The 20953-nt window shown below is 34.5% G+C and carries 22 protein-coding genes; all 22 read left to right on the forward strand.

All coding sequences use genetic code 11. The annotated features are described in order from the left end of the window. Window positions 1-3: 3 nt before the first annotated feature. The 22 genes from IGJ49_RS05455 to IGJ49_RS05560 all read left to right on the forward strand — a co-directional run bounded on the left by IGJ49_RS05455 (window position 4) and on the right by IGJ49_RS05560 (window position 20949). The gene (locus IGJ49_RS05455; protein WP_438722681.1) at window positions 4-1533 is read left to right on the forward strand and encodes a phage portal protein; all 1530 of its coding nucleotides are present in this window, start codon (window positions 4-6) and stop codon (window positions 1531-1533) included. Window positions 1534-1624: 91 nt separating this feature from the next. Continuing rightward, window positions 1625-2503: a minor capsid protein gene (locus IGJ49_RS05460; protein WP_438723969.1), complete on the forward strand. Its 879-nt coding sequence runs from the start codon at window positions 1625-1627 to the stop codon at window positions 2501-2503. Window position 2504: 1 nt separating this feature from the next. Further along, window positions 2505-2822 carry a hypothetical protein gene (locus tag IGJ49_RS05465; RefSeq protein ID WP_438722683.1) on the forward strand — a complete coding sequence of 106 codons (318 nt, stop codon included), beginning with the start codon at window positions 2505-2507 and terminating at the stop codon, window positions 2820-2822. A gap of 132 nt (window positions 2823-2954) precedes the next feature. Next, window positions 2955-3569, forward strand: coding sequence for a DUF4355 domain-containing protein (locus tag IGJ49_RS05470; protein WP_438722684.1), 615 nt, complete (start codon window positions 2955-2957; stop codon window positions 3567-3569). A gap of 14 nt (window positions 3570-3583) precedes the next feature. Beyond that, the gene (locus IGJ49_RS05475; protein WP_034867678.1) at window positions 3584-4474 is read left to right on the forward strand and encodes an SU10 major capsid protein; all 891 of its coding nucleotides are present in this window, start codon (window positions 3584-3586) and stop codon (window positions 4472-4474) included. Window positions 4475-4496: 22 nt separating this feature from the next. After that, window positions 4497-4697 (forward strand): hypothetical protein, encoded by a 201-nt coding sequence (locus IGJ49_RS05480; RefSeq protein WP_438722686.1) that lies wholly within the window; start codon window positions 4497-4499, stop codon window positions 4695-4697. 11 nt (window positions 4698-4708) lie between these two features. Then, entirely contained in the window at window positions 4709-5050 is a 342-nt protein-coding gene (locus IGJ49_RS05485) for a hypothetical protein (RefSeq protein ID WP_438722687.1), read from the forward strand. Further along, entirely contained in the window at window positions 5050-5421 is a 372-nt protein-coding gene (locus IGJ49_RS05490) for a hypothetical protein (RefSeq protein ID WP_002321636.1), read from the forward strand. The genes IGJ49_RS05485 and IGJ49_RS05490 overlap by 1 nt, the downstream gene beginning before the upstream one ends. Beyond that, window positions 5414-5809, forward strand: coding sequence for an HK97 gp10 family phage protein (locus IGJ49_RS05495; RefSeq protein WP_113846688.1), 396 nt, complete (start codon window positions 5414-5416; stop codon window positions 5807-5809). The genes IGJ49_RS05490 and IGJ49_RS05495 overlap by 8 nt, the downstream gene beginning before the upstream one ends. A gap of 1 nt (window position 5810) precedes the next feature. Next, on the forward strand, window positions 5811-6188 hold the full coding sequence (locus tag IGJ49_RS05500; protein ID WP_010752291.1) for a phage tail terminator family protein: 378 nt from the start codon (window positions 5811-5813) through the stop codon (window positions 6186-6188). Next, complete coding sequence (locus IGJ49_RS05505) at window positions 6189-6806, forward strand: major tail protein (RefSeq protein WP_438722690.1); 618 nt, start codon at window positions 6189-6191, stop codon at window positions 6804-6806. Next, window positions 6806-7147 (forward strand): phage tail assembly chaperone G, encoded by a 342-nt coding sequence (gpG, locus tag IGJ49_RS05510; protein WP_438722691.1) that lies wholly within the window; start codon window positions 6806-6808, stop codon window positions 7145-7147. Before IGJ49_RS05505 ends, gpG begins: the two co-directional genes overlap by 1 nt. A gap of 241 nt (window positions 7148-7388) precedes the next feature. Then, window positions 7389-10178, forward strand: a complete 2790-nt coding sequence (locus IGJ49_RS05515; protein WP_438723971.1) for a phage tail protein — start codon at window positions 7389-7391, stop codon at window positions 10176-10178. Beyond that, window positions 10168-10908, forward strand: coding sequence for a phage tail protein (locus tag IGJ49_RS05520; protein ID WP_161637872.1), 741 nt, complete (start codon window positions 10168-10170; stop codon window positions 10906-10908). The genes IGJ49_RS05515 and IGJ49_RS05520 overlap by 11 nt, the downstream gene beginning before the upstream one ends. Further along, window positions 10905-13613, forward strand: coding sequence for a phage tail spike protein (locus IGJ49_RS05525; RefSeq protein WP_438722693.1), 2709 nt, complete (start codon window positions 10905-10907; stop codon window positions 13611-13613). Before IGJ49_RS05520 ends, IGJ49_RS05525 begins: the two co-directional genes overlap by 4 nt. Window positions 13614-13628: 15 nt before the next feature. Further along, window positions 13629-14672 carry a BppU family phage baseplate upper protein gene (locus tag IGJ49_RS05530; RefSeq protein ID WP_438722695.1) on the forward strand — a complete coding sequence of 348 codons (1044 nt, stop codon included), beginning with the start codon at window positions 13629-13631 and terminating at the stop codon, window positions 14670-14672. Beyond that, on the forward strand, window positions 14656-15735 hold the full coding sequence (locus tag IGJ49_RS05535) for a metallophosphoesterase family protein (protein WP_438722697.1): 1080 nt from the start codon (window positions 14656-14658) through the stop codon (window positions 15733-15735). The genes IGJ49_RS05530 and IGJ49_RS05535 overlap by 17 nt, the downstream gene beginning before the upstream one ends. 11 nt (window positions 15736-15746) lie before the next feature. After that, window positions 15747-17585 carry a BppU family phage baseplate upper protein gene (locus IGJ49_RS05540; protein ID WP_438722699.1) on the forward strand — a complete coding sequence of 613 codons (1839 nt, stop codon included), beginning with the start codon at window positions 15747-15749 and terminating at the stop codon, window positions 17583-17585. 97 nt (window positions 17586-17682) lie between these two features. Next, window positions 17683-18195 carry a phage holin family protein gene (locus IGJ49_RS05545; RefSeq protein WP_438723973.1) on the forward strand — a complete coding sequence of 171 codons (513 nt, stop codon included), beginning with the start codon at window positions 17683-17685 and terminating at the stop codon, window positions 18193-18195. Further along, window positions 18188-19192: an N-acetylmuramoyl-L-alanine amidase gene (locus IGJ49_RS05550; protein WP_438722700.1), complete on the forward strand. Its 1005-nt coding sequence runs from the start codon at window positions 18188-18190 to the stop codon at window positions 19190-19192. The genes IGJ49_RS05545 and IGJ49_RS05550 overlap by 8 nt, the downstream gene beginning before the upstream one ends. 260 nt (window positions 19193-19452) lie before the next feature. Further along, complete coding sequence (locus IGJ49_RS05555) at window positions 19453-20568, forward strand: RNA-binding domain-containing protein (protein ID WP_438723975.1); 1116 nt, start codon at window positions 19453-19455, stop codon at window positions 20566-20568. 36 nt (window positions 20569-20604) lie between these two features. Then, a complete protein-coding gene (locus tag IGJ49_RS05560; RefSeq protein WP_438722702.1) occupies window positions 20605-20949 on the forward strand; it encodes a hypothetical protein in 345 nt (114 codons plus the stop codon). The last annotated feature ends 4 nt before the right edge of the window (window positions 20950-20953 follow it).

Raw genomic sequence — 20953 nt, forward strand, 5'->3', positions numbered from 1 at the left:
CTTTTGATTAGTACAGTATTATCTTTAGAGAGATATAAGAAGCTACGTGTTAAATATGCAACACAAATTGAAGATGGAATGTTTGATCCGAATGGTTTTATAGAAGATATGAAACCATTTTTTGCTGATCGTGAAAGAAAATATCTAGCGTATACTAGTGAAAAGAATGAAATAGACAAAAGACCAAAGCCTAACACTGATATTGTAAAGGTTAATAATAAACTTCATGCTGGTATGTATTCAATTGTCGTAGACCAAGCAGTCAATCATTTTACTGGTATACCTATCAAATGGGATTACGATGTATCGAAACAAAAAAGAACACTCATCCAAAGATTAAAAGATAAATTCTTAAAAAATGATACAGAGCTTCCAACAGTTCCAGAAGCTTTTAATAAATTAACAAGTAATCTTGGTTCCATGAGATTCGCAATGCTTGACCCTGAAACAGCTACTTTCCAAGGTGCATGTGGAGTAGCTTTCCGATTGTTAGAGCCTGTGGAAGGCGATGATGGTTGGGAGTTAAGAGCAAGTAATATTGAACCTTGGAGAGCAGAAAGATATGGAAATGCAGGAATCTATATTAAAGAAAAGTATGATTCTTATCAAAAAAAGTTTTTCCAAGAAATGAAAGTTATAACTAGAAATGAAATTACGACATATGCTTGTTATGGTGATTTAGATTTTATTACTAACGGAACATTCAAAAAAATCGATGAAACAAAAAATCCTTTAGAAGTGATTAATTTATCCGAATTTAAAAACAATACAAATCGTTATTGTGATTTTGAAGTAGCTGAGGAAATTGGAGATGCGATTGATCGTGCTTTGTCTGATCAACAAAACGAAATCGAACAATTTAAGCTCGCGTACATGCTTGTTACTGGTACAACAATGAGCAAAGACACTGCTAAAGAAATGATGAATCAGCTAGGTATTATCAACTTAAAAGACCCTACAGCAAAAGCAGAATATGTCACCAAAGATTTAGCGAAAGATTTCAATGAATATCATATGGATCTATTGAAAAAACAATTTTACACCATTTGTAAAGCAATCGATTTTAACGATGAGGTGTTTAAATCAAACAGTTCTGGAGAAGCTCGCAAGTGGCAAATCATTAGCCTAGAAGCAAAAACGAATACTAAAGAGCAATATTTTAGAGAAGGACTGAAAGAATGCGCAGAAACAATTGCTGCTTTTCTAAAATTTAATGACAAAGTAGAGATTGAGCCTGAAAAAATTATTTTTACTTTCTCCAGATCTTTACCAACTGATTTAAGTTATTTAGCTGAAGCTTTACCTAAACTTGCACCATACGTATCTAAACGAACTATTCAGAGCCAAATTCCATTTGTAACAGACGTTGATTATGAAAATGAAATGATGGAATTGGAAAGTGGAAGTGCTTATCCAGATAGTGAATACAATTTTGGCGGAGGTGGCAATAGTGACGATAGAAACGAAGTATTGGACCAAACGTCGAGAACTGGAGGATCAAGCAAGGCTCAAACAAGAAAATCAGACACTTAAAAAATTAACTAGTGTATTTCCTGATGCGCTGAAAGAGATACAAGAAAAACTATTATCTCAAGCAGACTTACATGATATTACTTATGCTGAAATGATGGAGTTTTACAGCAAAAGTGATCAAAAAAAATATCGTGAATATGTGGAAAAAAATTACAAATCTCTCAAAATGTACGATTCAAAATACAAAGAGTTTATCGATGAATTTTTTCCATCTTTTGATTATGCAAAGGTTAATCGTTTGCTACAGATACGTTCTGATATCTTTAAAATCCTTGCATATCATGCAATAGATGCAGAGATAAACGAGTATTTTTCAGATCGATTGGAAGAGATATTGCAACGTTCATATGCTTCAAATGCAAATGTGTTAGCTCAATTACTAAGCGTTGATTTGCCGAATTATTTATCCCAAGAGGAATTAAACAGTTATCTAAACTATCCTTGGTCGGGTAAAACATTTTCTAGGAGGCTTTGGGGAAATATTTCATCGCTTGAACAGAAACTCTCTAATGCTATTGTAAAAAGTGTTGCTAGTGGAGAAGGCGTTATACACGCACTAAATACCATGCGATTAGACTCGGAAATTTGTGACATGTTTAAGTTAGAAGAATCAAAGTATAACAAAGCGATAGAAAATCTCGTTCGAACGGAGTATGCAAAATTTGCCCAAGACGGTATTGAAAAATCATATTTAGAAACAGGCATTGAGGAATACAATGTTTTAACTGCAAAGGATGAGAGAGTTTGCCGAATTTGTGGAGGAAAGGCAAGTAAGAATCCCTATAAATTGAAAGATGCTGTCATAGGTGAGAATCGAGCGCCTTTCCATAGTCGTTGCAGATGTACGGATGTTCCTAACTTACCAAAATTAGGAAAGGATATTGATGAAGAATATGACCGATTATTTGGCGATTTATTAGATGAGTTTGCACATGATTCTTTTGGAATTAATTTGAAACGGAGGAAGTAGAATGAAAGATTTTCATGAAGCAGTACTAACAATTAATGTAAATGCTGATATCGCAGAAGCCTACAAAACAGCTATTGAGTCTGAGAACCATCCTAATGGCTTGAGAGATCATTGGAATGGCAATTATGCCTATGTTGTTATTGGCAATCAAATTGTTAATTATCAAGATAATACTCCAGTTGATAAGAATACCGTTAATTTAACGATTCAATTATTATCTCATACATTACCAAATTTAAAAGAAACAGTTAATTGGTATGAAAAGATGGGGTGTATTGTTGTTAGAACTGACTACAAAGAAGGAAAGTCTAGTAATTAGGCTTTTTTATTTTGTCCGAAATGACGTTAAACTAGCGCAATACTGGGCTTGGTTGAATGGTGGGACGCAACTATTAAAACTCAAAGCAATGCGGGGCGTGGAAACGAATTGTGGGGCGAAAGGAGAATAAGCATGAAACACAAATCATTAATACCAATAAATTTGCAATACTTTGCCGAAGGTGACGATCCACAGTTTTCTTTTGATGATTTCAAAACTTTTGCGGAATCTAATGAAGAAGCTCAAAAATTTCTTCAGTCACAATCTCAAAGTGTTGCTGACAAGCAATTGGAAGCTTGGAAACAAAATAACCTAGATAAAATTAAACAGGATACTATCAAGGAATATGAGGAATCCAAGAAAAACAAGTCACCTGAACAAATACAACTAGAGAAATTACAAGCTGAATTCGAAGCTGAGAAGGCTTTACGTGTGACAAGTGACAACAAAGCATTTGTTGCTGAACAAATTGCTGGGCTAGAACTAGATGGAGAGTTAAAAGATTCTATTTCTCAATTTATGTTAAATAATCTTGTTAGTTCTGATACAGAATTCACTAAAAAAGCTGTGGAAGGTTTTACTAACGTTTTGGAATCTATTAAAGAGAAACATTCCGAAGAAATTAAAAGTCTAGAAATGCAGACAGCATTTGGTACGAAAAAACAGCAACAAACAACTGATAATACACAAGAAAATATTGATGATCCAATGGGTAAGTTAGGCGAAATGCTACAACAATTTAATTAGGAGAGTGACAAATTATGAAAAAAACATCTTTAAATAATTTAGAGTATTTGGATATTTCACCAGCGATTAATGCTATGCAAGTACCAAATACACCTTTTTTAAGCTATTTACTTGGTGCTGGAAAGACAGAGCAAGCAAACTCTACAGAAATTAAATGGCGTGAATATGATATCAATAACGATGATTCTTCTGAAAAGCTTGAGGGCGGAGATTATCCAGATGCTGAATCAGGTAGAACTTGGTTTAACAACTATACTGAAATTTTTAGAAAATCTACTTCTGTATCTGGTACATTAGATGCTATTAATGTGAATGGTGTCGGAAACGAATTAACTAATCAAGTAGCACTACGTGGTATGGAAATGAAAATTGATTTGAACCGAAAATTGATTACTGGTGTAAAAGCTGATGAAAATGGTTCTAAGGGTCGTCGAATGAATGGAATTTTGAACTTGATCAATTCAGCAAATAAGGCAGAAACAGCTACTGCGGGTGCAGTAACAAGAAAAGATATCGATGGTTTATTTAAATTGATGTATGAAAAAGGTTATATGGGAGAAAAATTATGCTTGATTTCTCCAGATATGCAGGAGTTAATGACTGATGAGTTAGATGGAAAATCAACAAAAATTGTTCAGTTCGGTGAAAGAGTAACTTTTGGATTGCAAATTGGAAATATCGTGTCCAATTACGGTACAGGTATTGCTTTACTGGAACCATCATTGCCAAAAGGAACAATTGCCGCAATCGATACTAATTATGTGAAACTACGTCCATTACGTGAATGGAGAGCAGAAGAACTTGCAAAAACAACTGATTCAAGACGTATCGGTCTTGTAGGTGAATACTCGCTTGAATACAACGCTTCAAACTCTGGGGCAATTTTAAATTTAAAGTCTGAATAAAAGGGAGTTAGTACTCCCTTTTTTGATAGGAGGAATTACAGTGGTAAAAAAAGATGAAGTCGTGAAATATAGAGTAGGTAAAACTAAAAATTTTGTTGGGTTTGTTCATCCTAAAACTCGTAGATTTATCACAGCAGATTCAAATAACGAATTTATCATTTCTGTAGATGATAAAGAAGCAATTGCAATTTTGGAAGAAGCAATTGATGTTAATAGAATTTAGGAAGTGATCTGATGGATGAATCGCTAAAAATGGAGATCATTGGGTCTACAAAAGAAGAATTTCCAGACTTGAGTGAAGAACGTATAACTAATTTATTAGAAATAATTTTGCTAGAAATTGAATCATACAACACTTGTAAAAATGATATTTCATGGGAAAAATTAAAAAGCGTGATTAGTGAAGTGTTGTATCAAATAATAAAAAATGAATCAGAAAAAACAGTATCTTCAGTTAGACGTGGCGATACAACGATTAGTTATGCTTCAACAGCAAATGCTGTTAGTGAGTTACTTCTAGGATATGGCGATTTGATACGAAGGGTTATTGGTTGTGGAGGATTGGAGTTTTTTTAATGAATGAAGCAGATATTTTAGAAACTACTTACGAAGATAGTTGTATTATCGAAAGACTAATGGACATTGAAGATTCTAATACAAATATTACTATTCAAGATTACAAAAAAGTATATGATAATCCTATCTCTTGCGCTCTTTCACAAGGTCAAATCGATGGACTAGCAGTCATAGAAGATGGAGAGATGGTAAATGTTTCGACTGACACATATAAATTATTTGTTCATCCTAAGATTAAACTAAAAAAAGGAGATCGAATAACAATAACTCAAAAGGCCAGTGGCTTAATTTTTTCTCTATTTGCTACTAAGCCTTTTTACTATCCTAGTCATTGTGAAGTGAATTTGATAGGAAGTGAAAAAAATGGCTGATCTCAAATATGAATCTAATGCAGAAAAGATCATTGAGAATTTTAAAAATATGACTGTAATTGCTCAAAAAGAAGGAATATCTTTTGTGAATGATTCGATGAATAAAGTTGTTAGCCTAGCTAAACCCTTAACTCCTGTAAAATCAGGTGATTTAAGACGTGGTTATCGAGTAGTAAAAGCTAGGAAGCTTTCATCTGGTCGTATTGTTGGAGCGGTTATAAATAATGAACATTACTTTAAGTATGTGGAAGAAGGACACAGGACTAAAAATGGTGGATTTGTAAAAGGACGGTTTATGTTGACCCGTGCAACAAATCTTGCAAATATGTCTTATATTCCTCGAAGATTTAAACAAATGGCAATAAAAATCGTTAAGAAAGGAAAGTAACATGAAAGATAAAATCATTGCTGAAATCAGTAGTAAATTAAAAGAAATATATCCAGATGGGACAATATATCTTGATTCAGTTATGCAGTCAACTAAAGATTTTTACTTTGTTTTATCAGTAATGGAATCTGGGACTGAAAATGTAGGGATTGATGTTCAAAATGTTTCTTTCTTAATTGATATTGCATTGATTGATAATAAATCTGATAAAAAATTAGTTAATGAATTAGTCTCACGCTGTGGGGCTTTTTTTAATACGATTACAATCGATAGTCAAACACTATTTCCAGAAAACTATTTACCTGATGAAACAGATGGTGTTCAACACATTCGTTTCACATTAGGATTTCCACAATATATTGAATGGAGTGAAAAATAAATGGGAGAAAAAAGAAGCAAAACTGGAATTATTTCTGTTGAAAAACCTACTTGGTTTCCTTTGAAAGATGAGTCAGGAGAACTTCCAGTATATGATACTGCAATGACGATGGGAACAGCGGTTAGTATCAAACCTACAGCTAATTATGAAACAACACAAGACTATGGTGATTCAGTTGTTCAAGATCAATTTACTGCGTTTGGTGGTGCAGAAGTTGAATTAGAAGCAAATGGGTATACTCATAAAGTTTTAGCAACAATCACTGGAGGAAAACTTGTCAAAGGTGGTGCGTTGCGCTCTGGAGAAGATATTGCCCAAGATGGTGCTTTTGCCTATCGACGTAAAAAGTCGAATGGAAAATACCGTTATACAGTCTTTTATAAAGGTCAGTTTGCTTTAGATTCAGATGAAACTTCAACTATTGAAGGAAGTAAAGTAAGTTTTACTCATCCAACTTGGAAGGGTTCATTTGTAGATGTACCAGGACTTGGATATATGTACTCAGTTGATGAAGATGATGAAGGCGTTGATCAAACAATGATTGAAAACTGGTTTACAAAAGTAGCAATCCCGATTGAAGAAGCAGAACAAGAAGAACTATCAGGAGGTAAAAAATAATGTCTAAATATCAAACGACAATTAAATTAATGAAAAAAAATGAAGATGGGAAATATAAACAAGTGCAATTCAAATCTGCTGAGTTCTTACCAGGTCTAGTTGTAGAAGAAGCGGCAGAAGTGATGGAAGGAATGCAAAATGCTGTAGATGGAAAATCAGTATCAGAAGCATTAAGTCGAGCTTATTCATTTATTGCAGATATTTTGTTTGAAGGACAGTTTACTGGTGAAGATTATCGTCAAGGGATCGATGCTCGAGAAATTGCTCCATTGACAGGTAAGTTATTAAAATCTGTTACCGCAGGCTTTGATGAAACTTATACAGAAACGAAAAAAAAGTAAGCGAAGCTCTCAAATATCCTTCTTTTAAACATTCGATTACTTATCGAGAATTAGATTTAAAGACGCAATTACTCGAAGCAGGTTGGACGTTACCAGAAATTGAACGTACTGACTTTGATGAGTTAATGCGTCTTTTTGCTTTTCGAGATGCAGTAAAAGAGCATGAGGATGTTGAGTACTACGATAACTTCACCCAATTTTAGGAGGTGATACTTTGAATAACGATGACCTAATTCTGAAGATGATATTAGATGAATCAGGTTTTACTGCTGGCATGAATAATGCTGTCAAAAAGCTAGGTTCTTTTGATGGAACTATCGAAAGAACGAGTAGAAAAAGTGGCAGTTCATTAGGTAGTATTTGGAAAATATTTGCTGGTAGCTTTCTAGCCAGTGGAGTGACTAAAATTGTAGGAGCTGGATTTGATCTAATTAAAGGTTCCATAAGTGGAGCAATTGATCGAGTAGATACGATGAATAATGCTCTACGAAATTTCCAAAATATGGGATTCAGCAATTCAGAAATTATGAAGAATATCGGAAAGAATGGGCTTTTATCTCAAGGTATTCAAGGACTTCCTACCGCTTTGAATGATGCGATAAGTCATGTACAACTTCTTGCTTCTTCTACTGGGAATTTGACTCGTTCGACTCAAATATTTAAAGCATTAAATGATGGGATTCTTGGGTTTGGTGGTTCAACTGATCAAGTAAATGAAGCTGTTATTCAGCTATCTCAAAGTTTCTCAAACGGAAAAGTAGACGCACAAACTTGGAATTCAATGATTAATGCTCAACTTGGTCCTACTCTATCTGCTATCGCTAAAAAGATGGGAATTACAATGGGAGAGCTTAAAGAAGGGTTGTCTCAAGGTAAGATTTCTGTTGAAGAGTTCCAAAATCAATTAATAGAAATGGATACTAAAGGTGGCGGAGGACTTAAATCATTAAATCAAATTGCTAAAGATTCAACCAAGGGGATTAAAACCTCTATCCAGAATGCCAAAACAGCTGTTACTCGTGGTGTTGGTGAAGTAATAGAAGGATTAAATAAAGCCTTAGTAGATGCTGATTTAGGTGGGTTTAAGGGGATTATTGATAAAGTTGGCAGTTCCATGGAATCTTTTTTGAAAGTAATTGCTGCAAATATTCCTACAGCAGTATCATTTTTAGGTGATTTATTTAATGCAGTTCAAAAATTTGGTTCTGCCTTGAAATTTATGATGCCATTTCTGGTTCCTGCAACTACTGCTTTCGGTGCATTAATGTTTCAACTTAAAGGGATACCGGCAATTATAAAGAGTTTTAATAACTTTAAAAATGCCATAATTGGTATCGGAAACTCATTAAAAATTATGGGAGCAATAGCCGCAGCAAATCCGTTTGTGTTGATTGTTGGAGCTGTTGTCGGAGCGATTGCTGTATTTGGCTATTTTATGGCAACCAATGAAGAGTTTAGAAACAAAGTTATATCCGTTTGGAATGATGTAAAAGATTCCGTACTTGGTGTATTAAAGAATATAAAAGATTGGGGAATTGATACTTGGAATTCTGCTAAAGAAATGGCAACAAATGCCGTTGAGAGTGTCAAGGATGCTTGGTCTGGAATAAAGGAATGGTTTTCAAATACTTGGCAAGGCATTAAGAGTGGAGCAACAGGTTTATTTGATAAAACAATAGAAACTTCAAAGAATGCGGTTGATAGTGTAAAAAACGCATGGTCGAATACAAAGCAATGGGTTTCTGATATTTGGCAAAGCATAAAAGATTCAGCAACTGAAAAATGGAATGAAATTAAAGGTTCGATTATGGAAGTTGCTGGTCCATTGATTACTGGTTTGAAAAACGCATTCTTACATGCCACTTTTTATTTAGAAGATTTGTGGAACAATCTTGTTGAAATTGGTAAAAATGTTTTTGAGATTTTAAAAAATGTCATACTTGCACCAGTTTTGTTTGTGACCTCCATGATTTCCGGAGGATGGGAAGAAACAAAAAATAATATGATTAGCGTTTGGAATAATATCAAAGAAAGTGCTCTAAATATTTGGGAATCTATAAAAAATATTTTTGTTAGTTATATTACAAATATTTATTTTGCTGCGATTAATATTTGGACAGGTTTCAAACTTACTTTGATAAATATTTGGAATGAAGTGGTAAATCAAGCTAAATCAATCTGGTTAAACATAAAACATTTTTTTATTAATCTTTGGATTGATATAAAATATTTTGCAATTCAGAAATGGATTGAATTGAAGTTTTCTGTTATTCAAACTTGGATTGATTTAAAATATAATGCTATCTCCACTTGGAATAATATTAAACAGTTCTTCAAAGATACTTGGCAGAACATTAAAGATACAGCATACAATACATGGATTTCTATAAAAAATACCATGATCAATACATGGAATAACATTAAGGACTCTTTCTGGAATATTGTTACTGGAATTGTTAACTCCGCTGAAAACGCATGGACAAATCTAAAAAATGGTGTTTCAAATGCTATCAATCGTGTGAAAGAAATATTTGATTCATTAAGGGAAATTGACTTGTTTGAAATCGGTAAGAATATCATTGATGGGCTTATAAATGGTGTATTAGAAAAATGGAACGCATTAAAAGAGACTATTACGGGAATTGCTGGAAACATCAAAGATTCTATCAAAGGTGCACTAGATATTCATTCTCCATCAAGATGGATGAGAGACATGGTAGGAAAAAATATTGTTCAAGGTATTATCGTTGGTATTGATAAAGAACAAAGTAAATTGGATCAGACAATGACTGATTTAGTGAAAACTCCATCGGTTCAACCAGTTGTTACAGGTTCTAATAGTCAACCAGTGGTGCAAACTAAACAAAATACATCATCTAATTCAGTGAGTGAAATTCACTTGCATATAAATGTTTATGGAGATCTACCTGATTCGATGATCAAACAAATCGCCAAGAAGATGAAAACAGAATTGACGAGACAAATGAAACGAGATGCTGATGCAGTAGGAGGGACATTATATGCAACTTAAAAGAGGACAATTCTTTATCAATCAACATTATTCTTCCGAGTTTAACGTATATATTCAAAATAGGCCTGCTTCTGTTTCGGCTAGTCGTGTAATTGAATTGAGAGATCGCGAAGGTAATGATTCAATTATTATTGATAAAGCCTATTACAAAAACGTTACTAGAAAAATTGAATGTTATTACAAAGCACCATCGATTGATTTAGTGCAGGAATGGGAAGATCGAATTACTGAATGGTTAGATATGAACTCTTATAGTGATTTTATTCTTTATTACGATCAACAATATATCTATCAAGCTATAGTAACCGAAGCGCCAGAATTTAAAGGAACAAGAAAAACAGGGAACATAGTTCCATTTGAATTTACAGTTAGTCTTCGACCATTCAAAGAAAATTACAGTGGTCGTTTTGCTATTCAACAGATAAAAGCTTTCGAGTTATTTAATCCAGAGAAGTATGCTTCAAAACCGCTTATTAAATTGAGTGGTTCTGGAGATGCTTCTTTTTATATTAATAATGACAAATATGATTTGAAACTATTAGATAGAGAATTATTTATAGATTCTAAATTAGAAGAGTCTTATCGAAAACTAGATGGTAATTTAGAACATCAAGATCATGTCACTTTATTTTTAGATTTTCCATTTCTATATCCTGGAAAAAATGAAATCAAATGGACGAATAATATACATTCGTTTGAAATAATACCTAGGTGGTGGAGAAAAGTATGATACCAAGAATATATAGTCCTACCGAGACAGATTTTTCTACGAATGGTTTAGGGATTTTGAAGGACACCACAAAATGTGAGATATATGAAGTAGCAAATGGAAAATATGAATTAGAGTTGGAGTATCCATTAGGCACTCGATTTGATGAATATTTTGAAAATGACTATCAAATAAAAGCAAAACCAAATGACCAAGAAGGGTATCATATCTTTTTTATTGATGATAAAGATATCGATACCTTTTTAGATACCGTAACTATTTATGCCCAGAGTCGTACAAATCGGCTTGGAAGACGAGCAGTTACTTTTGCTGAAGTAGACTCTAAAACTGGTCAAGAAGCAATGGCAATTATTGAAAACAATATGGATAAAAAATCAGATATACGCTTATATTCTGATATTACAACTGTATCAAGTACAACTTTTGAAGCAAGAAATGTTTTAAATTGTATTGCTGGCGAACAAGGATCGTTACTTCAGTATTGGGGCGGAGAAATTAAACGTGAGCCATTTAAGCTATCTTTATTAAAACGAAGAGGCCGTGACAATATTGGAACAATCCGATATGGAAAAGATTTATCTGGATTAAAAGTTAAGTTAGATTGGACAGGCGTGAAAACAAGAATTATTCCTTATGCTGATCCTCAAAGTGATACTGGTACAACTAGTCGAATCTATGGCTCGCCAGTAGATAGCGAATATATTAATAATTATCCTGATGTATATACAGAACACGTTCAATTCACAGAAGAACAGGGAGTTAAAGATGTTAATAGCTTAAATAAAATAGCTAAGAATTATTTCAAAACAATTAATCCAGGCTGTGATAAACCGAAGATTTCTATTACCGTTGAGTTCGACAAATTAACAGACACAGAAGAAGGAAAAGAATTCGTTAAGATAAGAAATTATGGGTTATTTGATACGTTTAAAATATATCATCGAAAATATAAGCTATATTTTGAATCGAAAGTTAGCGGTGTTCAATATGATTCATTATCTGAAAAGGTTTTGAAGTTGGAAGCTGGGGATACTCAAGTTGCTTTTTATCAACAACAAGCCGTAACCATTCAAGATAAATTAAAAGATTATGCCACGAATAATTATATGAGTAGTTTTAATGATTATGTGTCCTCTATGATTACAGGTCAAGGAAATGCAGGCGGTTATGTAGTTTTATGGCCAAAAGAAAAGCCTTCAAATATTTTTATAATGGATAATCCAGATTTGAACAAAGCAAAAGAAGTATTAAGAATGAACAAAAACGGAATTGCATTTTCTAAAAATGGTTGGAATGGTCCTTTTAATTCTGCTTGGACATTGGATAGTATATTCAATGCTAATTTTATTCAGACTGGAATAATTCATGCAGATGTTTTTGAGAATTCATTTAGTAATACAGGTGATACCTTAAAACTCGTTAACGGACTTCTTCAAATTTGGAATAATAAAACCAAGATTATGGAGTTAACTAAGAAGGGCATGGAATTCTGGAATGCGAAAGAATCGATTGGAACAATTGGGACAACTGATTCAGTTGGGAATCCCTTTCCAGACGCAACTACTCCAACACCTTTAGAAGGCAATTCGTTGGTCATGCGTACAAATGGTGACGGAAAGTATATTTTGATTTCTCCAACTGTAGGAAAAGGGCTCGCCTTGCTTGGAAATGGTAAAGCCATTTATTTCGGTGATTTGGATGTCCAAGGCAAACTTACTGTCCAAGGTAAGGAGATTAGCGGAGGAAATGCTGGAGGAAACGGCAACGGTTGGAATGGACAATATCCACCAGAAGTGACTAGTGATCGCGACAAACGTTATTGGCAGATATGGGCAATGGCTGTAGGTGCAGGCTTTACTAAACAAGCTGCTGCTGGATTATTAGGAAATGCTCAAGGAGAATCAGATGCTAATCCAACCGCTGATGAGGGCAATGGCGCACCAGGATTTGGTTATGGTGTATGGCAGTGGACGGATTCCACAGGGGCAACTAGTGGACGTGTATACATGGTTAATTTAATGACTAAAGCAGGAATTAGCGACAATCCAGACACAATCACTGCACAATTTAAACTCTTGATGTGGCATGCCCCGAACGGGCAATGGATCGCCACCAGCGCTTATCCTTATTCATGGACACAATTCATGAATTTGACGGATATCAACACGGCAACTCAAGCATTTGTAGCTAACTTTGAACGTCCGCGTGATCCACATCCAGAACGGACGACATGGGCACAGGAATGGTATGACAAGTTCAAAGATTTGGAAAGCCCCGTTTCAAAAGGATATGTAAAACCAATTGCAGAACCAATCGCAGTGACGAGCGAATTTGGTTGGCGTGATTCTCCAATCACTGGAACTCAAGAATTCCATAACGGAATCGATTTGGTAAACGGTAATCCAAATACACCAATTTTTGCTTCTGCAGACGGTGAGGTTATCGTGGCGGGGGATGCGAACTATTATGACTGGTATGGAAACTGGACAGTAATCAAACACGCAGATGGAATGTATACAGGCTATGCTCATCAAAGTCGTGTGGATGTCTCAAAAGGTCAGAAGGTAACTGCTGGTCAGCAAATTGGTTTGATGGGCACTACTGGTCCATCCACAGGAGAACATTTACACTTTCAATTTATGGACGAATTTTATCCATCGTCCGCAGCGCATTTTCATAATGCGAGAGATTATATTAGTTTTTGATAAGGGGGATAAAAATTGCCTAAACATAAAATGATTTTGAGTACAACGGAGCCGATAAATTATCTACCACCGATTCGAATTATTCAAGATGATAAAAACAGCCAAACGTTTGAGGCTGAAATTGTTGAAGAAGGACAACTTTTAGATTTTGATCGTAAAGTTGTCTTTTTTAATGCGCGAATCGGACAATATAAAATTCGGGATAAAGTCGAAAGGATAGATTACGCAAGTAGTCGTGTTTCTTATACATTGATCGATGCTTTTTTACAGAAGGTCGGTGAATTTCAAGCGTGGTTTAGTTTTGCGGATAGTGAAGAACCAGAATCGGATTTATTTAGTACGATGCCTTTCAACTATCGTGTGCTTCCTGGTATTCGCAAAAATATTTGGGAAGGAAATTACTTTTGGGATTTACAAGAGTTAGTCGAGTACTACAAGAGATACAAGCATTTGATTTCAGAAATCGTGGAAAACAAAGATTTTAGTGGATTAATCGACGAACTTTCGGAAATCGACGGGCGTACAAATCAACTCGATAATTTTGCGACAGCTTCAAAAATGGATGCAGAGCAGGGGATCGCTACAAACAAGTTTATGACGCCTCAAAGGGTAACACAGCAAACAGATGCTCGATTAGCCACAGATGAGGAAGCAAAGCTCGGAGTTAATAATACAAAGTTGATGACTCCAGAAGCGACAAAAGCTTTCTACGATTCGAATATGGTAACTAAGCATTATCCAGTTACTAACCTGTCAGAATGTAAATGGGGAGATATCTATCTTACTAGAATTGGGGATACAGTAAGTATGAATGCTTCGGTTGGTACATTAGATGATGCAAAAGCTGCAAACAATGCCATTTTTACGCCAATTACATTTCCAGAAGGATTTCGGCCAACAACGGATACAGGTATAGTGAACTATGTGCCAGCAATGTTTGATACTTATTTTGGAAGTGTAACGACTGGAGGAATATTGAAATTGAAAATAGCGATGGATGGTAGTCACGCTCATAATATTACAGGTACATGGACAACTGCTGATGCCTTTCCCAGATGAAGCCGAGAACACGTTGCCTCGGCTTTACTTTGTAGAAGCACTAGAAGAATTGCGATCGAAGCTAAATCCTGAACGATTTAATTTGGGAATTGTAGCAGATTCACATTTTGATGAAGGAACATGGCGAACACAAGCATATCGTTCTTTAAAAAATTTGAATAATATTTTGTACATTCAAAATGATTTAGATGCTATCGCCGCTTTAGGTGACAACGTGGATAGCGAACACAAAGACAAATCAATCAACATTCGTAATTTAGAGCGTTACTGTGAGCGATTTTCGCAAGGGAATAACTTAAATAAATTTATTGTCAGGGGAAATCACGATGCTGGTACTCTTGTTTGGGACACTACTAACGAAGGAAACAAAGTATTTGAAAAAGACATTTTAACGGGGCAGGAGCAACTAACTATTTTCAAAAAGTATATAAATCAAGATGGTAAAGTTTACGATATAGAAGGACAGTACCATTATAAAGATTTCCCTGAAAAGAAAGTCCGTTTGGTAATCATCGATACATTAGATAATTCAATGACAATCAACGCAAACGGAACGTTAAAATATACTGATCAATGGTCACTTGGTTTGCGTGAACAGCAATTGCAATGGATTGCAGAGAAAGCACTCGGGACGTTACCTAATGATTACCATGTGATTATGGCAACGCACGTTCCAGTACAACCTGATGATGTTGAACCAGGCGCCCTAAAAAATGGGGAGATGCTTAAACAACTCATATCTGCATTTGTTTCTAAAACGTCCACCACATTAGTTTCAACATTAGAAGATTATTCCGTGAATTTGTCAGTGGATTTCTCAAATCGTAACGAAAGCAATTTTGTTGGTTTTTTTGCAGGGCATAGACACGCAGAATACTTCTATACACCAGATCAAATGGGGGGATTCTACTCTACAGTACTTGATTGTGCATTTGTACGAGATACTAGCAAAATCGGTACCGTTCAAGAAGATGCTTTTTCCGTGGTAAGTGTCAATACAGAGGACAGAAAGGTAACTATTCTTGGATTTGGAAGAGAATCAAATCGTGAGTACAGATATTAAGGAGGAAGCATATGAATAGAAAGACAGGAGAAATTGTAGTACCGACAGAACCAGCAAGTCGTGCTACAAAAATCACTGGATTTACCTTTAAGTCTTATGATAAAAATGCTGGTTTATTACAATTTCAAATCAAAAATCAAGATGGTCGTCCAACTGATTTATTTGGGGCAACGGTTCGTCTTTTGATGTTCATTTATTCTGGGGATGAGAAAAAGGAATTTCCTATTTTTGATCATCAAATCATAACTGAAAGCTACCTAGAAGGAATTGTAAAATATCCAATCCCTGACATGTTACTTTCGTATGAAGGAAAAGTGGATGCGAATATTTATATTGATTTCCCTGATGGTAGCCATACGGATAACTTAGCATTTTCATTTACTATAGAAAAGTCAGTAATCGATTGGGATATCCAATTAAACGGAGAATACTATTTCAAGGACTTTCAACAGTTGCTTGAACAAGTGAAAGCAGAATCAGCAGGTGTGATTGAAGAACTACTTGGAGACGTGAAGGAAGTTGTTGATCATGCCAATGAACAAATAGTTACTATGAATGAAGAAGTAGAAAAACTTGTCGACAAAGTGAATGAAGTAAGTCAACAAGTCAAGAATCTCGGAAGATTCAAAAGGATGTATTCGAACAGCATTAATTTTGGAAAATACGATTATAGTGGAAATCCCAATTTATTTAGAAATGTTGACTCAAATAACTGGATTGTTGGGACGGGAGTAACAAAAGGTAGTGAAGAAAATGCGACGACATTCACGCTTTCCGATAGCACTACAAATCCTAATGCTTATGTACAAACAGAAGTACCAATTTTGTCGCCGAATAAAAAATACACGATGAGTACCAAAGTATTTTTAGATAATCCAGCTTCATCAAATAACTATTTGCTTTACCGCTTAAATAAACAAAGTGGTTCTCTTTCTTATTTGCATATAAAGTTAAGTGATTTGCCATTAAATGAGTGGGTAGAAGTAGAAACAATGGCGACTAAACATGAAATATCGTTCGATCCTTCTGAGATAACGAGTGCCTGGTTACAATTACTATTAAACGGCTTTACAGGTACTATCAAAATTAAAAATGAAATTAAAATTGAAGAAGGTGAATCAGCTACACCATACCAGCCCAATCTATTAGTTGCGCCTTTTTATCTATCAAAACAAGTAACAGGAGAAAGAATGTACAAATATTTTGGTACAGGAATTAAAGATAGTAATAATCCAAACGACTACAGCTGGGATATCACTGAAGAATACATTGAGAGACGTATGTCAGATTATATTGATGAAAGTGAGAAAGAGCAAGAGAAATTATTTCTGACAAAAGCTGAAGCATCGACAAGTTTAATGGATTTAACAACTCCTCAAACGGTTTCGGCATTGAAGAAATTTAATGGTGGCTTGCTTTCTAATGGAATCAATGTGGGGATTGAATATGCACAGGCAGTAACAACTGATAAATATAATAACCATGGAGCAATTTATTTGGGCGGTTGTGCTTGGTTGGCTTGGGAAACTTTAACTTTCCAGAAAGCGGATGGATACGCGAAAGGTAGTTATATTCGATTAGGTGCAGATGGAAATGCCTCGTTTACGTATAGTGATGTTCCGAATATATTCGGGGGATATCTCTGGTTAGGTGGAACATGTCAACCTGATTATACAGATGGTGGTTTTGGTTCGTATCATATTACAGTCGAAAACAATTTCGATGATGCCCGTAAGCCAATTGTGCGCTTTGTTGACTCACCGACGACACCAGTTAAAAAACTTGCTGTACGAGGATTCGCTTTGGTTTTTGCACCAGCGCCAACAGAAAATAGCAGAGTGTTAAAATAACAGAATATGCTATAAATGAGATTGTTGCTAAAGATAGAACGTACTCAAACGAGTGCGTTCTTTATTTTTTATGAAAGGAAGAAAATAAGTGAATACAATGATAGAACTGTTGAAAAATCAACTTTTAAAAATGAGTCATGACGGTAGTTGGGTATTCGGTGCTATTGGTGGGGGAGTTTCTTTTGTGTTTCCTGATTGGATTACGTCAAAAAAAATAGGCATTGAGCATGCGGTTGTTATTGGAATATTATTAGCAGTTTTTCTTATGGAATGGGCTGTGGGTTCTAGTTTAGCCAAACTATCGACAAGTAAAAAGAAAAATAGTACGACTCTGATTGATTCAGCTATTCGAGATTTTATAATCTTGGTGATTTGCATGATTGCCTATGGATTTGATTATTTGTTAGGTACTGGCTCCATTATTTTTTGTTTGTTTACCTTCGCTTTTATTTACCATAATTTCTATAGTTTGATGGCAAATATCGCTGTTTTAGGTTGGGAAGATAAATTTCCAATGTGGCTAATTAAGTGGCTAGAAGATGAAATTGAAGTTAAAAAAGAAAAATATTTCCCAATAAATCATTTACAAGGAGACGATGAAAATGAGTAAACACTTAGTAGTTTTTGGACACGGACAAGGGGATCCAGGAGCAGTAGGAAATGGTTATCAAGAAGCAACGTTTACCAGAAATATTTTAGGCCAAAAATTGAAAGCATGGGCTTCTAAGTTGAAAAGGAATCAAATCGACTTTTACAATGAATCGCTAGATATGTATCAGCAAACAAAAGCTGGAGGTGGAGCGTATGACGTAAATGGTTATGCTTCGGTGACAGAGTTTCATTTGGATGCTGCAAGTGCTACAGCTACTGGTGGTCATGTAATTATCAATGCTAAATATTCTCCAGATAACAATGATCTTGCGATAGCAAAAGTTTTGGAAAAGTATATAGGTCTTTGGGAATCATCAAAACCAACAGGTACTTATAAGCGTGATGATCTATTGAACTGTAATGTCTTTTCTAATCGTGGAATTTCCTATCGCTTAGTTGAGCTAGGATTCATTTCTAATGCGAGTGATGTAAAGAAATTAGTTGATAATATTGATGCAGTAGCGAAATGTTTAGTTGAAGCGATTACAGGCGAATCGCTGAGTGGAGCTACTTCTTCTACAAATACAGTATCAAAACCACAAACACCATCCGACCATGATAAAGCAGTCGCAGAAAGTAAAGCTGTTCACCAAGGGAACGCGTGGGCGAAACTAGATAAGTTCAATGAAGTAAGCAAAGGAAAAGTCCGAATTGCTGGATGGTTAGTGCCTGACAAACCAGAGGGTTCAATTGGAAAATATGCTTATATTCTTATCATTGAACATGGTACAACCAAAGAAATCACTCGTGTTGCTTCGCAAGGAATCAAACGACCTGACGTGAAGAAATCCTATAATTATAAAGGTGGCGATGCCCTAGGAATGGACGTCACAGTGGATCTAAGTTGGGTGGAAAAAGGCACGAAAATCGATGTCATTTTCCGCCGTTGTAATCAAGCAAACGGTGAAGGTGCAGTCAATGATGTTCGAATTAAGGATATCTATTTGACGTTATAAACTAAAAGCTCCTCGTTTGAGGGGCGGTACATAATCAGATTTATTGTTTGCTAAACAAATTTCTAATATATCCAAAGAATTTATTTTTTTAGGGAGAACAAGAGATATATTATATCTATATACAGCATATAAAATATAAAATTATACCTCATATTTCTATATTGTCAATTCTTTTGAAATACTTTTGAAATACTTTTGAAATACTTTTGAATTAAGATTAGGGGGTGTAAAAAATTAAGTTTATTGAATTAAAAGATGAAATCTTTACGACACCAAGAGAAAACTTCCAACTAGAGTTTAAAAAATCGCAAACTAAACTATCTAGTGATGTATGGTCAACTTATAGCGCGTTTGCAAATACTAATGGTGGAATTATAATTTTAGGTATCGAAGAGATAGTATCAGAAAAAAAGTACAAAGTAGTAGGAGTCGACAATCCAGAAAAAGTTATTACTGAATTTTGGAATTGTATTCATGATAAACAAAAAGTTAGTGTTAACTTACTTGCTAATGAAGATGTTCAAACATTCAAGGTGTCGGGTAAAACTATTATAGAAATAAATGTACCCAAAGCACCGTATGAAAGGAGACCAGTGTATATAAATAATAACAAAAGTAAAACATATATTAGAACGGCTGATGGTGATCGTATTGCAGATGATGCACAATTTAAATACTTAATAGTAGATTCGCAGAATGATATCGATAGTGAGTTATTGCAAAACTATGACATAGACGATTTAAATCTTGAAACAGTGGACGAATATAGAAATTTACTTTATAAAAATACGAATAATTCTAAATATTTAGAACTTAGCCATGAAAAATTGTTAAAGAATATTGGAGTATTAAAAAAAGACAGACAAGATTCTAAGTCGCCATATAGACTAACTGTAGGTGGATTATTATTTTTTGGGAAATATAATTCTATAACTGATAGATTTAAAAAATTTCAATTAGATTATTTTAAAAAACAAAGCTTTTTAGATACTGACTGGCGAGATAGGGTATCAAGTGGGGATATGAATTATCCTGAGATGAATTTGTTTTCGTTCTATAATTTAGTTATTCAAAAATTAGAACTTAGTGTGCCTGATTCCTATAGACAAGAAGAAAATATGACGAGAGGGTCCTATAGAACAGACCTATTACTTGCTTTGAAAGAAGCATTAGTAAATACATTAATGCATGCTTATTATGATTCTGATAAAGTTATAAAAATAATCGATTGTGATGATTATGTAAGTTTCTACAATCCGGGAGAAATGAAAGTTTCTAAAGAGGAATTTATAAATGGAAGTTTTTCGGTAACGAGAAATTCGATTATTTCAACGCTATTTAGAAGAGTAGGGATTGCTGAAAAAGGAGGGTCATGAGGACCTAGAATTTTTGAGGCAGCTACAAAGAACAGCTTGCGTATTCCAGAAGTTGATACTAATTTTGATTCTACTGAAGTTAGGATATGGAAAATAAATATGTTAGAAAGTTTAAGTGGTTTAAACGAAGTAGAATCTAACATAATTAAATATGCTATGGAAAAACCTACTTTTAAAATTAAAGATATAGTGAATTCTACAAGCTATAAAGATCACACTGTTAGAAAAAACGTAAATAGTTTAGTTGAAAAGGAAATGCTACAAAAGATAGGTAATGGTAAAGCAACCATGTTTGTCTTAAGCTCTTCTGAAGAAACAGGAGTGATGACTTTTAAAAGGTTACTGAAAGAAATAGAAGTTGGTTTTATGAAGAGTAGATAAAAAC

It is taken from the genome of Enterococcus sp. AZ171 (assembly GCF_051714005.1).
Taxonomy (GTDB): domain Bacteria; phylum Bacillota; class Bacilli; order Lactobacillales; family Enterococcaceae; genus Enterococcus_B; species Enterococcus_B pernyi.

Coding starts and splice junctions, on each gene's coding strand:
- IGJ49_RS05460 (WP_438723969.1), top strand. CDS start 1,625: ATGATGGAGTTTTACAGCAAAAGTGATCAAAAAAAATATCGTGAATAT.
- IGJ49_RS05465 (WP_438722683.1), top strand. CDS start 2,505: ATGAAAGATTTTCATGAAGCAGTACTAACAATTAATGTAAATGCTGAT.
- IGJ49_RS05470 (WP_438722684.1), top strand. CDS start 2,955: ATGAAACACAAATCATTAATACCAATAAATTTGCAATACTTTGCCGAA.
- IGJ49_RS05475 (WP_034867678.1), top strand. CDS start 3,584: ATGAAAAAAACATCTTTAAATAATTTAGAGTATTTGGATATTTCACCA.
- IGJ49_RS05485 (WP_438722687.1), top strand. CDS start 4,709: ATGGATGAATCGCTAAAAATGGAGATCATTGGGTCTACAAAAGAAGAA.
- IGJ49_RS05490 (WP_002321636.1), top strand. CDS start 5,050: ATGAATGAAGCAGATATTTTAGAAACTACTTACGAAGATAGTTGTATT.
- IGJ49_RS05495 (WP_113846688.1), top strand. CDS start 5,414: ATGGCTGATCTCAAATATGAATCTAATGCAGAAAAGATCATTGAGAAT.
- IGJ49_RS05500 (WP_010752291.1), top strand. CDS start 5,811: ATGAAAGATAAAATCATTGCTGAAATCAGTAGTAAATTAAAAGAAATA.
- IGJ49_RS05505 (WP_438722690.1), top strand. CDS start 6,189: ATGGGAGAAAAAAGAAGCAAAACTGGAATTATTTCTGTTGAAAAACCT.
- gpG (WP_438722691.1), top strand. CDS start 6,806: ATGTCTAAATATCAAACGACAATTAAATTAATGAAAAAAAATGAAGAT.
- IGJ49_RS05515 (WP_438723971.1), top strand. CDS start 7,389: ATGATATTAGATGAATCAGGTTTTACTGCTGGCATGAATAATGCTGTC.
- IGJ49_RS05520 (WP_161637872.1), top strand. CDS start 10,168: ATGCAACTTAAAAGAGGACAATTCTTTATCAATCAACATTATTCTTCC.
- IGJ49_RS05525 (WP_438722693.1), top strand. CDS start 10,905: ATGATACCAAGAATATATAGTCCTACCGAGACAGATTTTTCTACGAAT.
- IGJ49_RS05535 (WP_438722697.1), top strand. CDS start 14,656: ATGCCTTTCCCAGATGAAGCCGAGAACACGTTGCCTCGGCTTTACTTT.
- IGJ49_RS05540 (WP_438722699.1), top strand. CDS start 15,747: ATGAATAGAAAGACAGGAGAAATTGTAGTACCGACAGAACCAGCAAGT.
- IGJ49_RS05545 (WP_438723973.1), top strand. CDS start 17,683: ATGATAGAACTGTTGAAAAATCAACTTTTAAAAATGAGTCATGACGGT.
- IGJ49_RS05550 (WP_438722700.1), top strand. CDS start 18,188: ATGAGTAAACACTTAGTAGTTTTTGGACACGGACAAGGGGATCCAGGA.